Source organism: Bartonella sp. TT121SHDZB (assembly GCF_042193415.1).
GTDB lineage: Bacteria > Pseudomonadota > Alphaproteobacteria > Rhizobiales > Rhizobiaceae > Bartonella.
In genome coordinates this window covers 142,091-157,761 of sequence record NZ_JBHILR010000001.1, presented here as the reverse complement: position 1 = coordinate 157,761, position 15,671 = coordinate 142,091, and the positions used below count along the sequence as shown (strand labels likewise).

The following is a 15,671-nucleotide window of genomic DNA, read 5'->3' as shown; positions in this document are numbered from 1 at the left end:
ATGCAACAAAACCAAGTACAAAAGGTGGTAGATGGTTTACTGAAAAATTATCCGAAAAAATTTGATCTTTCTTTAGAGCGTATTGTTCACCTTTTAGAGCGTCTTGGTAATCCACACTTAAAACTTGCACCTGTTATTCACATCGCTGGAACAAATGGCAAAGGATCTGCCTCAGCAATTTGCCGCGCTCTTTTGGAAAGTGCAGGCTACCGCGTTCATGTCTATAGCTCACCTCATCTCGTCAACTGGAATGAACGTTGCCGATTAGGTCAAAAAGGAAGTGGTCAATTTGTTACAGAGAGCCAATTGGCTGAAACAATCCGTGAAATTATAAAAGTAAATCGTCAAGAACCAATTACTATTTTTGAAATTTTTACAGCCGCTGCCTTTATGCTGTTTAGTATACATCCAGCTGATGTAGTCATTCTAGAAGTTGGATTGGGAGGACGTTTTGATGCTACCAATGTCGTTAACAAACCAGCTGTATCGCTTATTATGCCCATTGATTATGATCATGAGATCTTTCTTGGAAATACAATTGCTCAAATCGCTTTTCAAAAAGGAGGGATTATCAAACCAAACGTTCCTGTGGTTATCGGGAAGCAAAACTATCAAGAAACTCTTGCTACTTTAATACCCCTTGCCGATAAAAATAAAGCATCTTATTCTCTATGTGATCAAGATTATCAAAGCTATAAAGAACATGGACGTATGGTTTTTCAAAACAATCAAGGTCTCATGGATCTCCCCCTTCCTAATCTTATTGGAGACCACCAAATTGCCAATGCTGGTGCATCTCTTGAAGCAGTCTATCAAGCGGGTTTTCAACTTTCAGAACAAACCATAAAGGATGCTTTGAAAAATATTTATTGGCCCGCACGAATGCAACATCTTACTCATGGACATTTAGTTGATCAACTGTCTCCTAATATTGATTTATGGTTGGATGGAGGTCATAATCCTGCTGCAGGAAAAGTTATTGCAGCAGAACTTACACAATGGAGAAAAAAAACAGACCGTCCCATTATTATGATTGCTGGCATGCTTAATACCAAAGATGCTGTAGGTTATTTTCGTCCTTTAGCTAACCTTGTCGATAAAGTATATACGATACCGCTGCGTGACAATAATGCCAGTATCTCTCCAACAAACTTAGCTGAATCAGCCCAAAAAGTAGGAATCCTTGCTGCCCCAAAAGCGCACCTACAAGATGCTTTGCATAAGATGAAGGAGGAATATAAAGAAGCGATTGTTCTTATTGGTGGTTCTCTTTATCTTGCGGGCGATATTTTGCGTGACAATAAAACACCACCATGCTAAAAATTAGCCATTTTTAAAACTTTGAAAGATAGACTTTTTGATCATGCGACTTGATTGTGCACTTTATCAACATCCTAAACTCATTACTGTTTTTGGCGGATCTGGTTTTGTAGGACGACATGTCGTTGAAACTTTGACTAAGCAGGGATATCGCGTTCGCATCGCTGTTCGTTGTCCACAAAAAGCTTATTACATGCTCCAAATAGGAGAAGTAGGACAAACCCAAATGCTTAAAACAGATATCAAGCATCGTGCTTCTGTTGCACGTGCATTGCTTGGAGCTGATGCAGCAGTGTTTTTACCCGGTAGCTTAAAACAAGCAAATCAATCGAATTTTAAAAACACACAAATTGATGGTGTTTACAATGTTGCTGAATTAACAGCAGAAACTGGTATTCCGCTCATCTATATGTCAACACTTGTGGCTAACGAGAATGCTTCATGTTTTTATGCACGTATTAAGTTTATGGGTGAGCAAATCATTCATAACAAGCATCCTCAGGCAATTATTATCCGTCCATCCGTTATCTTTGGACCAGAGGATTGTTTCTTTAACACCTTAGCTGATTTGTCGCGTTTTTTACCAATTATGCCTCTTTTTGGAGGTGGACAAAGTAAATTGCAACCCGTATATGTTGGTGACGTTGCTGAGTTTATCGCACGCGCTTTAAATGGACAGGTTACTTGGGGAAAAAATTATGATCTTGGTGGTCCCCAAATTATCACCTTCCAAAATGCTCTTGAAAATATACTCAAAATCATTCATCGTAAAAAAATACTCCTATCCATGCCTCTTTCTGCCGGTCTATTGATTGGAGGAATTTTAGGAACAATTGGTAAACTGCCTTTTGTACCAACACTTGTAACAGCCAATCAGATACGCTTTTTGCAAATAGATAACATAGTTTCTCAAGAAGCTATTGAAAATGGATGTACTTTAGAAGGGGTGGGAATTACTCCCAGAGCAATGTCTGCATTCTTGCCAAGTTATCTCTGGCGATTTCGTCCACATGGTCAATTTTCCCAAAACCTACTCGTTTAGAACAAATCCTTCCAAAACTGAGTTAATTATTTGATTTATAATTCATAGCGCGTTGTTCGCGGTTTTAAAATCAGAGTGTTCAATAGAGTGATGTTTATACATTTTTAATGCTCTGTTCAGTATCACAAAAAATGTTTAATCGTATATCTATAGGATTTTGATAAAATCGTTGAAAACAGGAGAAAAGTACTTCTTATAAACTGTCTTTATCCAAGAGCAGCTGCAACATTGGAATCCTAAAGAACCGATTCTGAATTGCCTATTCATAAATATGATAATCTATGGCTTTGCATTATATTATTTTGCTAAAAAGCTTAATAATGCAATTAAAGTAACTCTTCCTTTTTTAACAACCGCATAAGTGAGGTAGAATACGAGTATATACTTTCGATATTATCCCATAAAATAATCGATATAAAAACTGTGAAGCAATGCACCATTTTTATTATTTAAAAGGTATTTCCTCTGGAGATTTTTAAAAGCTTTAAAGTTACGTGAAAAGGATAGAATTTTGTTTATATAATAAGACTTATCATGAAGATCTCTTATTCTGTCAGTAACATCATTACTCAGATCCATAAATGCATATTTGTTGCACAAATTTATGGAGATTTTAAAAGAGCTTTTTCACATAAAGAAGTCCTCTTCTTGTCTTGCATTTTTTTTTAATTTCTCCTACCGTCTTGGAAAAACTTATTTTAAAGGAATAAAGAATGGCAGCTCAAGATTTTGTTGTCAAAGATATTGCTCTTGCCGCTTATGGTCGTAAAGAACTTGACATTGCTGAAACTGAAATGCCTGGTTTGATGGCTTGTCGCAAGGAGTTTTCCTCTAGTCAGCCTTTGCGTGGAGCGCGTATTTCTGGCTCATTGCACATGACAATTCAAACAGCCGTTTTAATTGAAACATTAAAAGCGATTGGCGCCGATATACGATGGAGCTCTAGCAATATTTTTTCTACACAAGACCATGCAGCAGCAGCTATCGCCGCAACTGGTATTCCTGTATTCGCAGTTAAGGGTGAAACATTGGAAGAATATTGGACTTATATAGATGCAATCTTCCAATGGCCAGATGGTCATCCTTCCAATCTTATTTTAGATGATGGCGCTGATGCCACAAACTATATTTTAATGGGAAGTCGTGCAGAACAAAATAAAGATATCCTCTCGCATCCAAAAATAGAAGAAGAAGAAATTTTTTTCAAACAAATACAAAAACGTATGGATGCAACACCAGGATTTTTTACACGACAATGCACAGCAATCAAAGGTGTAAGTGAAGAAACTACAACAGGTGTAAACCGTCTTTATCAATTACAAAAAGAAGGGCTTCTCCCTTTTCCTGCTATTAATGTCAATGACAGCGTCACTAAATCAAAGTTTGATAATAAATATGGATGTAAAGAATCATTGGTCGATGGTATTCGACGTGGAACAGACGTGATGATCGCTGGTAAAACTGCCATTGTCTGTGGTTATGGTGATGTAGGAAAAGGTTCAGCAGCATCCCTTTCTGGTGCTGGAGCTCGTGTTAAAGTAACAGAAATTGACCCTATCTGTGCTCTTCAAGCAGCGATGGACGGCTATGAAGTTGTTAATTTGGATGATGCTGCTTCCAGTGCTGATATTATCATCACCACAACAGGCAATAAAGATGTTGTTCGTTTAGATCATATGCGACAAGTAAAGGATATGTGTATTCTTGGAAATATTGGTCATTTTGATAACGAAATCCAAGTCGCTGCCCTTAGAAATTTGCCATGGACAAATATTAAACCACAAGTTGATATGATCACTTTTCCCGATGGAAAACGCATCATTTTGCTTTCTGAAGGACGTTTGTTAAACCTCGGGAATGCGACTGGGCATCCTTCTTTTGTCATGTCAGCCTCGTTTACTAATCAAGTTTTAGCGCAAATTGAACTTTTTACCCGTGCAGAACACTATACAAATGAAGTCGCTGTTTTGCCTAAATATCTTGATGAAAAAGTTGCACGTCTACATCTGGATCGGTTAGGAATAAAATTAAGTGTTTTATCAGAAGAACAAGCCGCTTATATTGGAGTTACACCGCAAGGACCTTATAAACCAAACCATTACCGTTACTAATACGTTTCCTTGGATTAAAAAAGGGAAAGATGCCGTGCTCAGCTTTGGTGACTATAACCCCAAAGAAAAAGCTCAAAAAGTGATCCGAATCTATACGTATATATTTTGCCTTTTTTTCTTTTTTTCTCCAACATGCGCTGTTGCTCAGTCATTGGAAAGTTATTTACCATTTTCTTTCACTTTGCCCAATGGTCCATGGCTGCTTTTAGCACTATGTGGGGGGATTTCTTGTGCTTCACTTCTCTCGTGTATGGCTGTTACCGTGCGTGCAAAAAAAGCAGCACAGAAACCTCTGAAGATAATTCAAGCAGATTTTTCTGAAAAACTTAAATATTATGAATGGCTTTTGGAAGAAACCGAACAATTCCTTCTCATTTGGGAAAATCCAACGACCTTACCCCGTGTAGTTGGTACCCTTTCCGCATTGCAAAAAATAGGAATTGATCAGCAAGATTTTCAGCGTTTTGAACTTTGGGTTGAAGAAAATTCTCTGCGAGAACTTGACTATGCATTGACTCAACTCCGTTGTCAATGTCACCCTTTTGAACTTTCTATCACCACCACAAATAATGTGCTGCTACAAGTTACAGGGGTTATTGCAGGAACGGTCGCCATTGCTCGTTTTCAAAATATTTCAAAACAACAAAGTGAAAACGCTCGTTTACAGAAAGATATCGCCCGCCTTCTTACTGAACTGAGAATGCAGCGCAATCTTCTTGATCTTATTCAAGAACCCGTATGGATAAAAGATTGTGAAGGAAAAGTTTGTTTTATCAATCGCGCCTTTAGAGAGATGACAGATTTTCGTGAAGACAATGATGAAGTGGGGGATCTCTTCAATGAAAACACACAATGCAAAACAGGTAAAACAGAAACAATTTTTCAAGAACATGTTCATACAGTTATTAATGGAGAACGGCACCGTTTTCATCTCACACGGATTACAACGGCCGAGGGGATGGCAGCTTTTGCACGTGATGACAGCGCATATGAAAATCTTGCTCATGAATTAAAATATATTCTTAAAAGCCATTGTGAAACACTTGACCAAATCTCAACAGCTGTAGCCATTTTTGATACAAACCAAAAATTAAAATTTTGCAATCATGCTTTTAAAATTTTATGGCCGTTGGAGAGTTCCTTTTTAGAAAGTGAACCAAGCCATACTTTGTTTCTTGAACATTTACGTGAAAAGGGGCTCATTGCTGAACACCCCGATTGGCGCGCGTGGAAAGAAGAACTCTTTAAAGCCTATCGGCAAACAGAATCAAACCAACAAATTTGGAATCTTCCAGATGGGCGTACGGTGCGTGTTGTCTCTAACCCTCATCCACAAGGAGGCGTCACTTGGCTTTACGAAAATCTTACTGAAAAAATTGATCTTGAACGCCGTTATAACACACTCATAAAAATACAAGGTGAAACACTTGATAAACTTTCCGAAGGCGTGGTTGTTTTTGGTACTGATGGACGCCTTCGTTTATCGAATCCTGCCTTGTCGAAATTGTGGTCGCTTCCTTACAATTTACTGGTAGAAGGAACCCATATTACACAGTTCCAAAGCCATTGTTCAACCTTAACATCGGGGCAAGAATGGGATGAGTTTACAAAATTCATTACCGGTTTTGCTGAAAAACGTGAAACATATTCGGGTCGTATAGATCTCAAAAATGATACGATTATTGACTATACTCTGGTCCCTCTTCCCGATGGGCAAACGATGCTTACTTTTGTGAATGTTACAGACACTGTTCATGTTGCACGTGCTCTTCAAGAAAAAAACGAAGCATTAGAAAGTGCTGATCGTTTGCGTAATGAATTTGTCCAACACGTTTCCTATGAATTGCGTACACCTCTCACCAATATTATTGGATTTTCTGATATTTTACGTGATCAAATTTTCGGTTCTATCAATGAACGTCAACAAGAATATCTCGGGCACATTCATTCAGAATCAGGAACTCTTTTAAATATTGTTAACGATATTCTTGATCTTGCCACCCTTGATGCAGGAATTATGGAGTTGGACATAAAATCGGTTAATATTGCCGATGCTATGATACAAGCAGTAGCACGTGTGGAAGATCGCCTTAATGGGCGTCATATTACACTTTTACAACAAATTTCCCCTTCCTTAAACTCTATTTCTGCTGATGAAAAACGCTTGCATCAAATTTTTGTGAATGTCCTGAGTAATGCTATTAATTTCGCAACAGAAGCGAGTACTATTGAATTTTGCGTCGATGAAGAAGATGATAACATTGTCTTTAGCGTTCACAATGAGGGCTCTGACATTCCTGAAGACATTCTTGATCGTATTTTTAAACGTTTTTCTTCTCATTCACACCATGGTGGGCGTGCGGGAGCAGGTCTTGGCCTTTCCCTTGTGAAAAGTTTCGTTGAACTGCACGGTGGACATGTTGAAATTCTGACCGGTTCTGGAAAAGGAACAACCGTTAAATGTTTTTTCCCACTTCCCAAAGGAGATAAGATTTTTTAATTTTAGCCTTTATTATAATAAAAATTTTTCATCCATCTCATGGAACTCTTAATGAATTTTAGTTTTTTTCTTGAAAATGAAGAGGCCACAAAGCTTTTTGCACAAAATTTAGCTCTTTCTTTAAAGCCGGGAGATCTTGTAACGCTGCAAGGAGATCTTGGAACTGGAAAATCAACCATTGCACGCACAATCATCCAAACACTTGCAAACGATAACACTATGGATGTTCCAAGCCCTACTTTTACTCTTATGCAAAGCTATCAACTTCCACAGTTTGAAATTATTCATGCTGATCTTTATCGCCTTTCTATGGAAGAAGAAATTGATGAATTAGGGCTTTATGAAGCACACGAGAAAAACATTTTACTTGTCGAATGGCCAGAAAGAAGTGCCGCTCTTTTAGAGCTTTCCACTTTTGCACTTACCTTACAATATGAAATTCATGGGCGCCATGTAACAGTTAGATCAGCACAACATTCCATTGAACGTTTGCAACAGTCTTTTGCAATCCATACATTTAAAAAAACATAGATATAATCATGAGCATCATCATTTTTTAGTTGGTAATATCTCAGGATATACCTATGAAATTTGAGATAATGAACAACATAAAGAAGTCCCTTATAGATGCTGCAACCATGAAGATGAAACTCTGACTCTTTCATATAACAATGACATAAATTGCAAACGACATCCGTTAATTTATAGAAATTCATCAATTTATTTTAGAGAATGTTTTTTGCCTTTCATATTTTTGTTTAAGGCTTCGAAAAAATTTTTTTGATTCTAGAGAATAGTATAAGAGAATTTTAAATTGAAGTGGTAACCCTTTAGAAGAACATTCTATAACCTGTAGTGAATTGCTTGTTTCTTTCTGCTTAAAAATTGTGAGCTTCAGAAAAGTAATTTGCAAAGTTTTTGCTTAAAATTTTCTTATTGCTAGAGTGGTATTTGCTTTTTTATGTGTTGGCCCCCTATCTTGATAGCCTTATCCAAGAAGAAAGACCTTTATGAAATTATCATTCACCCAATATTTTTGACGCGCATATAAGGAAAGAATTGCCTATATTCTTCATACAAAGCAATTTTTTATAAAAATGGTCAATTAAATCATGCATAACAGTGTGGATTCTTAAAATCATTTAAATTTTTGATTTAATTGAATTGCTATTATAGAATGTTTAAAAAAATCAAAAGGAGAGACTAAAATTTCTCTCCTTTATCGTTACTGAGTATGGCATCAACTAAGTCCATTTTTTATCCACTCAGAAAGACGTCCTTTAGGGGCAGCGCCAATCATATTCGATGAAACATTTCCATTTTTAAACATTAATAATGTAGGGATAGAGCGCACTCCATATTGGGTAGCAAGTTCCGGATTTTCATCAATATTCACTTTGGCAATTTTAACTTGATTTTGCATTTCTATTGAAATTTCATCCAAAATCGGTGCAATCATTTTGCAAGGACCACACCATTCTGCCCAAAAATCAACCACAACAGGGGTGGAAGAAGTTAGAACTTCACTTTCGAAGTTGTCCTTATCAACTTTTATACATGTCATTGAGTTATCCTTTATATTCATTTCTATACATTGGTATGATAACAATTCATATCAAGTTATTGCAAAGATAAATTATTAAGAGACTTTTCTACACCAAAGATTGTATAGGGTGTTTGTTTGAGTAATTTTATGAAAGTAAAAAAGCCTAAAGACGCTTTGAAGAGAAAAAGCAACTTATAAAGCAATTTCACCAAGAAATGCCTCAAGTTTTTCTGGAAGAAGTTTAAAAATTTTAGCTTCTTTACTGTAGATAAGCAGAGCTTGGACATCTTTATCGGGATGAATGGCTTGCAACAATTTTCGGTAAAGAGCCATTTGCAACCAATGATGGGAAGCAATAGCAGCTTCATTTTCTGGTGGAGTTCCGGTTTTAAAATCGGCAAAGATAATGCTGTTTTGCGTGATGTAGAGACGGTCAATTTGACCAGAGATTGCTTGTTCTTTTCCACGAATTTTTACAATACCCATTAAGGAAACCTCAGCACGTGAATGCTCAGAAAAAAGGGGTTTGAGATAAACATGATCTAATATTTTCCAAATATGGCAAAGAGCATCTTCTCTTTGGCTCTCATGCCAATGAGAGGCTTTGATATTGAGATAGTTTCGAGCATAATCTCGACGTTTTTGTGGGGGACAATCGGGTAAATATTGTAACAATCGATGAACGAAATTACCATATTCAATGGAAAAAGCTCTGTTTGTGTTCATGGCTCCTAAAACAGGTGAAGTAGTAAACTGTTTTGGATTTGAGAATAGCTCTGTATCAGCTTCAATGGAAAGGCTCGCCACTGACGGTTTTAACGGTTTTGGGAGCACCGGTTCTGCTGGGACTTTATGGGAGAAAAAGTCTGGTAGAGGTGGAAGTGTTTGGCACTCAACGGAAGAAATTTTTTGGTTTATAGAAGTAGAAGAAGGCGGTGTAATGCAATAACGCCAAGCTGCAATATCTTCCGCAGGACCTTTTATAGCTACCGCATGCGGTTCGAGAGCTCTCTTTACCAGTTGTAACCATGTATGAGATGGCGTTTTCTGATTTGTATACCCGCAAACAAACAAGCGATCTTCAGCGCGTGTCATTCCTACATAAAGAAGGCGCCTATACTCCTCTTCAGCACGCTCTTTTAAACGCAAAATTGCTTGTTTAGAGGGCATTGTATCGAATTCTGCATTAGGGCGCCAAATAAAAGCTTGTTGGTCACTCAAATATGCATTGTTCAAGGGAACTTCAAGCAAGTGAGGTGAATGCTGAGGATGCCAAATCGCACTACCGGGATCAACTAAAAATACAACAGCAGCCTCCAGTCCTTTTGCGGCGTGAACAGTCATGATGCGAATTTCTTCATGATTTTGGTCAAACTCACGTTTAATTTCTGGTTCACTGACACTTAATGTTTCCAAAAAAGCTTGTAATCCTGGTAACCCCGTTTTTTGAATCGCGAGTGTGTAGTCCATAAAAGCATCAAGCACATCATTGGCTTCCGAGCCTAAGCGCGCTAAAATTTTTTGTCGTCCCTTATCATCATTTAAGATATGACTATAGAATTCGAAGACTGGTATTTTATCCACTAAAGTACGATATTGACTCAAGCTTTCAAAAGTATCTTTAAAAGGAATATGCGACGATGCCTGTTCACAAAGGCTTTTCCAAAGGGAGCCTGTACGGTGAGCGGCAAGTTGATAAAGCTCCTCTTCACTAAGCGCAAAGAGTGGACTTTTTAAAACACAAGCAAGAGACAAATCGTCTTGTGGTTGCAAAACAAAACGTCCGAGTGCCATTAAATCACGCACACTCATATGTTTTATAAGCTGTAAACGGTCTGCACCAGCGACGGGTATATTGCGTTGTTTAAGGGCACGAGAAAGCGCTAGGGCAAATTGATCACGCTTACGAACCAAAACCATAATATCACTAGCACGCAATAACCGCCCTTTTGCTGGAAGCATTTCTCCTTTGTGTAACCAGCCTGCAATCGTTTCAGCAACTTTTTCTGCCAAACGTACTGCTGGTATATCTAAATGATCAACAGTTACATGCCAATCATCAGGAAATTCGTCTTTTTCTTTAGAAATGGCATCCCATAAAATAACTTCACCTGGACTGTGAGTACGGATAGCTTCGTGTATGGTTTTTGTATTTTCTGCTGAAAGCCCTTTATAATTCTCTGGTGTTTCAAAGACAAGATCCACACTTTTAAGAACATCGGCTGTGGAGCGAAAAGAGTAATTCAATTGTATTTTTTCAAATTTCTGCTTTGCTTGTTGTGCTTTTTTTTGAATAATTTTGCCATTTGCAGCAAAATTTTCTGGTGCAGCGCCCTGAAAGGAATAAATAGACTGTTTTTCATCTCCAACAGCGAAAAGAGTACGTATATTGTCACGTTGACTATGACCTGTAAAAAATTCTTGCGCTAAAAGTTGAATAATTTTCCATTGATCAGGGTTCGTATCTTGTGCTTCATCAAGCAAAATATGATCAAGACCCTTATCAAGTTTATAGTGCACCCATTGGCTTGCACCTTCACGTTGCAACAAATGGAGTGTGCGCTCAATGAGATCATCAAAGTTTAAAAAACCATTGGCTTTTTTTAAATTTGCATAAATTTTGAGATAAAGGGCACAAAGCTGAAAAGCAGCCATATTGAGGGTGGCAACTTTTGCACAGTGATATTTTTCTAAAAGAACAGAAAGCTTGTTCTGTTTATCTTCAAGCATTTGTTGAATAAAAGGCCAAATTTCATCTGATTTTTTACGAGATAAATGTGAAAAACTACGTGGCTCACCTTTTGTTGTAAAATAAATATCAGAAACAATATCAATGATAGTTTCTTCATCACAAGCGGTTTCTAATTGGGGAAGTTTTTCAATGATACTCTTAGTGTTTTTATTCCCATGGGTTTCACAATGGTTAAGAGCATAAAGAGGAAGACGAGCAGTCTGTTGAATTTTTTCTAGTAATTGCTGATTTGTATCATCAGGTGCTAAATTAAACAGCGCCCGCAATTTTTCTTCTCCATTTTCAGACAGAAGAGAAGACAAAAAATCAGACAGTTTATGTTGCTTTTCAGCTGCTTCATACAGCAATTGGTTAAAAGTATGTTCACTGATAACCTTAAGCAGCTGTTTTAGAGCAGGTTGTATATCATGATGCTTTAAAAGTTGGCAGCGGGCTTCTTGTAGTAATTTCTTGCGGTTGATATCATCTATGAGTTCGAAATGTCCAGCAATATTGGCTTCTAGCATAAATTGATGCAAGAGAGATTCGCAAAATGCGTGAATAGTCTGTATTTTCAAACCACCAGGTGTTTCTAAAGCACGAGCAAAGAGTTGGCGCGCATAGGTTATTTTTGTTGCACTGATAGGTTTGTTTTCAAACTTCGATAAGATTTCTTTAAGCTGTGCATCATCGAGTTCATTCCAGCTGGAGAGTGTGCAAAAAATCCGCGATTGCATAACAGCGGCGGCGGCTCTCGTGTAAGTAAGGCATAAAATACGTGCTGGAGAAGTACCGTTTAAAAGCAAACGAATAACGCGTTCGGTTAGAACATGGGTTTTTCCAGATCCTGCATTTGCAGAAACCCATACATGTGTTTTTGGATGTGTTGCTGTTGCTTGTGCATCAAGGGCTGCTTCAGGAATAGAAAAAAGAGTCATGATTGATCTCCTTTATGAAATCCATTTGACCATTCCCATAAGCGTGCCAGATGATCATAGTCACTTTCATATTGTTTTAACATAGGGACTGCGTGTGAAAGATAGCCTTGTTGTGGATTTTGATAATACTCCATTAACGCGATAAGATGTTCCCACGCCCTTTCACCAAGATTAATAACATTTTGGTGATCTTTTTCCGCTTTTTCTGAAAAAATTAATTGAGGAGTAATCTTACCTTTTCCATTAAGAGGAATATAAAATAGTTTTGAGGGGGACAGATTTTGAAAATCTGTAAAAGCTCCTCTCATTAATAGAGCGGTTTCCAATGCTAATTGTGGAAATAATAATTCGCGAACCTGTTTTGATGAAGGGGGTGTACTCGTTTTAAAATCAAGTATTTCAACCGTTTTGTTTGGCAATATATCAATACGATCAGCACGTCCTGAAAGAGTTACACCTGTTGTACCTATGGGTATTTTTTGCGATTCCACTTCCGAATGTCGTATTCGGGGTTCTAGACTTTGTTCCCATTGCAGAATAAAGGGAGCAAGATTTTCAAATGTATTCCACCAGATTGTTTCAACATCAGCAGGCAAATTAAACTTATCAAATTCTTTACGTCCAATAGCGAGCAACACATCTAATGCATTTGCAGCATTTAGATTTTTTATTTGTGTGCAAAAATCTGCAAGAATAGCGTGATAAAGTGTTCCGCGTTCAGAAGCACCAGGGTCATGAATAAGGGCTTTAAGTGGTTTGAGCCTTAAGATTTTTTTAGCATAAATGGCATAAGGGTCATGGCGTAACGTTGTTATTTCGGTGATGGAAAAATGACGTGGACGCACTGCAATGGGTGGCACAGGGCAAGGGCGTGTTGCACAAGCAGACATGTCCGTATTGTCAAGCATCTTTGCCCAATGGCGTATCTTTTCACCTCGTGCACAGATTTGTTTCCAAACTTGTTGTCCTACGACAGTTTCTAAGCGTTGTAGCCAGCGTGAAGGGAGAGAAGGAACATGATCAACTCGTAGTGCTCGGCTCATCACCACTTTATCCATTCCCATCGCCCATTGAAAATCATGCGCGGAAAGACCAATACGCTGTTCTGGTGGTTCCAGAGTTAACATCATTTTCATCGGTCGCGATAAAAAAGCATCATTTCGGGTTGATATCGGCCATGATCCTTCATTAAGACCACCAATGACCACTGTATCAACCGTTTGCAAACGCGATTCCAAAGTACCCCAGATGAATAAACGTGGATGTCCTCCAGGCGAAGGTGCGACGGAACGGGTTGCTATTATGGCAGAAAACATAGCGGGCCATTCACAAAGATGAAATGTTAATCCCGATTGATCACTGACCAATTCACGCAAAAAATTTGATAAGGCTTGTCCTGCTTCATGTTGATAAAGATGTGCAAGAGAATTATCCTCATTGCGACCAAAATTTTCAAAAACCTCAACAGTTGCTATTGCAGCCTCATTGATGGTGCATTCTTTCTCTTGTTTCATAAGAGACGTTAAAGGCTCAACAGCTTTTTTTAAAAGATGACAAAAGAGACGTGCTTCTTCACATTTCTGCTGATCAAGGATGTTATTTTCAGAACTATTATGAAAAGATGTTTCAATCCATTTTTCAAGAAATTGATCACATTCGCAAAGATTAATACGCCCTGTATTCCCTCGAAGAACAAAAAGTTCAAAATTTTCTGCCATTTCTCGTAAACGATGACGGTTTTGTTGAAGTGTTGTAAGGGGATGTTTAAGAAGAGAAAGAAAAGCAATAGGATCATCAGGTTGCAATACATTTTCTAAGATAAGCCGCAAAAGCGTTACAGGCAATGTTTGTGCAAGTGGTATACCACCTGAATCATTTGCTTCAATTCCAAATCGTTGTAATTCCGCAGAAACACGGCGTGCTAAATTACGGTCATTTGTAATAAGGGCTGCAGTTTTTTTGGGTTCTTCAATAGCTTTGCGTAAAGCAACAGCAATAGCAAGAGCTTCTTCACGTTCGTTTATAGCTTCAATAAATGACCAGTCTGCACAAAGAGTCTCATAATCATCACGGACAATTTGTACCCATTTATCTGTTGTAGAAGCTGGTCGGAGTGCTTCTGATAAAAGAGCCATTCGTCTTTTCTTTGTGCTACTCTGTTGGCCAATTTCGCAAACATGATGACGTTGACTCTCCATGAGAGAAAGAAGTTTTTTTAAATGATATTGAGGATGGCTAAAAACATTTTCTGCAGGATCAAAAAAATCGCAAGCTGTTTTTTCTTTATTGCTTGTGCTTAATGCATTCCATTGTTCTTCATCCATATGAAGATCAAGACCAGGAAGAACAACAGCCCCTTTGGGCAGAGAAGCTATAACCTTTAAAAGATGAGAAACTGCGGGCATAGAACCTGACACACCAGCAGCAATGATAGGTTTATCAGGCTGCATGCATCGCAAAGTCTCTGCATGCATTGTGAGTACTTGATTACGCCATTCAGCGGGATTGCTTCGTTGCCTTTCGGTCAAGATTTGTGGCCAATTTTGCGTAACAATAGTCAGAAAGTCGAGCGTTATTTGCCACCATTCAGCAACCATGTCAGGTGCAATATCTTTAAGCTTCGACCAATCTGCTCCTTCTGTTTCAATTTCATCCATCAAATGTGCTAAATCTTGAGCAAGCCAAATTGCATCAGCACTATGAGCCGGAATAAGCACATCTTCTGTACCAAACATGGCACGCAGATGCGCAGGTAAATTTTCACGCCATGGGCGAATAAGGCGCGCTAAAAGCAGTAAGCGTTCACTTTTTCCAATAGGTGGATTCAGAGTGCTGGTATGATTTTCAACAAAAAGGAAACTGTCTTCATCGACATCTCCTAGAGCACGAATGGTTGGTAAGAAAGTTGATTGTGTATCGCTTCTTTCAACAAAGGCTAAACGTAAAGCGCGAGCAGCGCGACGTGTCGGAACATAAATAAGGCTATCGGCAAGAGCAGTTTGAATATCTCCATTGGGAGCGAAATTATCAATAAGGGTACCGGAGAGCAGTGCCTCAACAAAGTGAGGCAAAAAAGCCATTCCAGAAGATATAGAAAAAACACGTGGTTTATACGTCATATGATCTCATATTGGGAATAACAAATTTTAGCTTATTGATTATTTGTATTATTTTGACTGTATACAATTTTCATACAAGAAAAAACTGAAAAGCTCTATTTATACAGGAGATTTTTAGCTGACATTCAAAATACTGAAATATATGACCTTGTCTTAAGCTATTGTGAAAAAATATATCAAAATTTTAAAAGACGTTACAATTACAAATATATTATAAATAAATTTACCGTATTCTTTATACAGTGCAATCTGAAAGTGTTCTTTACAGACTCCTTTTGTTTTCAGAAAAAATAACAATATTCAGATCCCTAACTCAATATGAAAAATCATTATCAACCAAATTGTTACATAAAAAATTCTTCTT

Annotated in this window: 8 protein-coding genes; 5 read left to right on the top strand and 3 right to left on the bottom strand. The window is 37.9% G+C overall.

Annotated elements, in window-relative coordinates:
* The 5 genes from ACFIKI_RS00650 to tsaE all read left to right on the top strand — a co-directional run bounded on the left by ACFIKI_RS00650 (position 1) and on the right by tsaE (position 7,504).
* A complete protein-coding gene (locus tag ACFIKI_RS00650; protein ID WP_375665145.1) occupies positions 1–1,320 on the top strand; it encodes a bifunctional folylpolyglutamate synthase/dihydrofolate synthase in 1,320 nt (439 codons plus the stop codon).
* 43 nt (positions 1,321–1,363) lie between these two features.
* Positions 1,364–2,362, top strand: coding sequence for a complex I NDUFA9 subunit family protein (locus tag ACFIKI_RS00645; protein WP_375665143.1), 999 nt, complete (start codon positions 1,364–1,366; stop codon positions 2,360–2,362).
* Positions 2,363–3,075: 713 nt separating this feature from the next.
* Positions 3,076–4,473: an adenosylhomocysteinase gene (ahcY, locus tag ACFIKI_RS00640; protein WP_375665141.1), complete on the top strand. Its 1,398-nt coding sequence runs from the start codon at positions 3,076–3,078 to the stop codon at positions 4,471–4,473.
* A gap of 34 nt (positions 4,474–4,507) precedes the next feature.
* The gene (locus ACFIKI_RS00635) at positions 4,508–6,973 is read left to right on the top strand and encodes a PAS-domain containing protein (protein WP_375665138.1); all 2,466 of its coding nucleotides are present in this window, start codon (positions 4,508–4,510) and stop codon (positions 6,971–6,973) included.
* A 51-nt stretch (positions 6,974–7,024) separates the two neighbouring features.
* The gene (gene tsaE / locus ACFIKI_RS00630; RefSeq protein ID WP_375645647.1) at positions 7,025–7,504 is read left to right on the top strand and encodes a tRNA (adenosine(37)-N6)-threonylcarbamoyltransferase complex ATPase subunit type 1 TsaE; all 480 of its coding nucleotides are present in this window, start codon (positions 7,025–7,027) and stop codon (positions 7,502–7,504) included.
* A 709-nt stretch (positions 7,505–8,213) separates the two neighbouring features.
* On the opposite strand, the gene trxA is transcribed toward tsaE, so the two are convergent.
* The 3 genes from trxA to addB form a co-directional block, all read right to left on the bottom strand.
* Complete coding sequence (gene trxA / locus ACFIKI_RS00625) at positions 8,214–8,537, bottom strand: thioredoxin (RefSeq protein WP_375645645.1); 324 nt, start codon at positions 8,535–8,537, stop codon at positions 8,214–8,216.
* Positions 8,538–8,711: 174 nt separating this feature from the next.
* Positions 8,712–12,188, bottom strand: coding sequence for a double-strand break repair helicase AddA (addA, locus tag ACFIKI_RS00620; protein WP_375665135.1), 3,477 nt, complete (start codon positions 12,186–12,188; stop codon positions 8,712–8,714).
* Complete coding sequence (gene addB, locus ACFIKI_RS00615; protein WP_375665133.1) at positions 12,185–15,307, bottom strand: double-strand break repair protein AddB; 3,123 nt, start codon at positions 15,305–15,307, stop codon at positions 12,185–12,187. The genes addA and addB overlap by 4 nt, the downstream gene beginning before the upstream one ends.
* Between the last annotated feature and the right edge of the window lie 364 nt (positions 15,308–15,671).

Bases quoted from the DNA above. Each gene is read 5' to 3' on its own strand.
- ACFIKI_RS00650 (WP_375665145.1), top strand. From the start codon at position 1: ATGCAACAAAACCAAGTACAAAAGGTGGTAGATGGTTTACTGAAAAAT.
- ACFIKI_RS00645 (WP_375665143.1), top strand. From the start codon at position 1,364: ATGCGACTTGATTGTGCACTTTATCAACATCCTAAACTCATTACTGTT.
- ahcY (WP_375665141.1), top strand. From the start codon at position 3,076: ATGGCAGCTCAAGATTTTGTTGTCAAAGATATTGCTCTTGCCGCTTAT.
- tsaE (WP_375645647.1), top strand. From the start codon at position 7,025: ATGAATTTTAGTTTTTTTCTTGAAAATGAAGAGGCCACAAAGCTTTTT.
- trxA (WP_375645645.1), bottom strand. From the start codon at position 8,537: ATGACATGTATAAAAGTTGATAAGGACAACTTCGAAAGTGAAGTTCTA.
- addA (WP_375665135.1), bottom strand. From the start codon at position 12,188: ATGACTCTTTTTTCTATTCCTGAAGCAGCCCTTGATGCACAAGCAACA.
- addB (WP_375665133.1), bottom strand. From the start codon at position 15,307: ATGACGTATAAACCACGTGTTTTTTCTATATCTTCTGGAATGGCTTTT.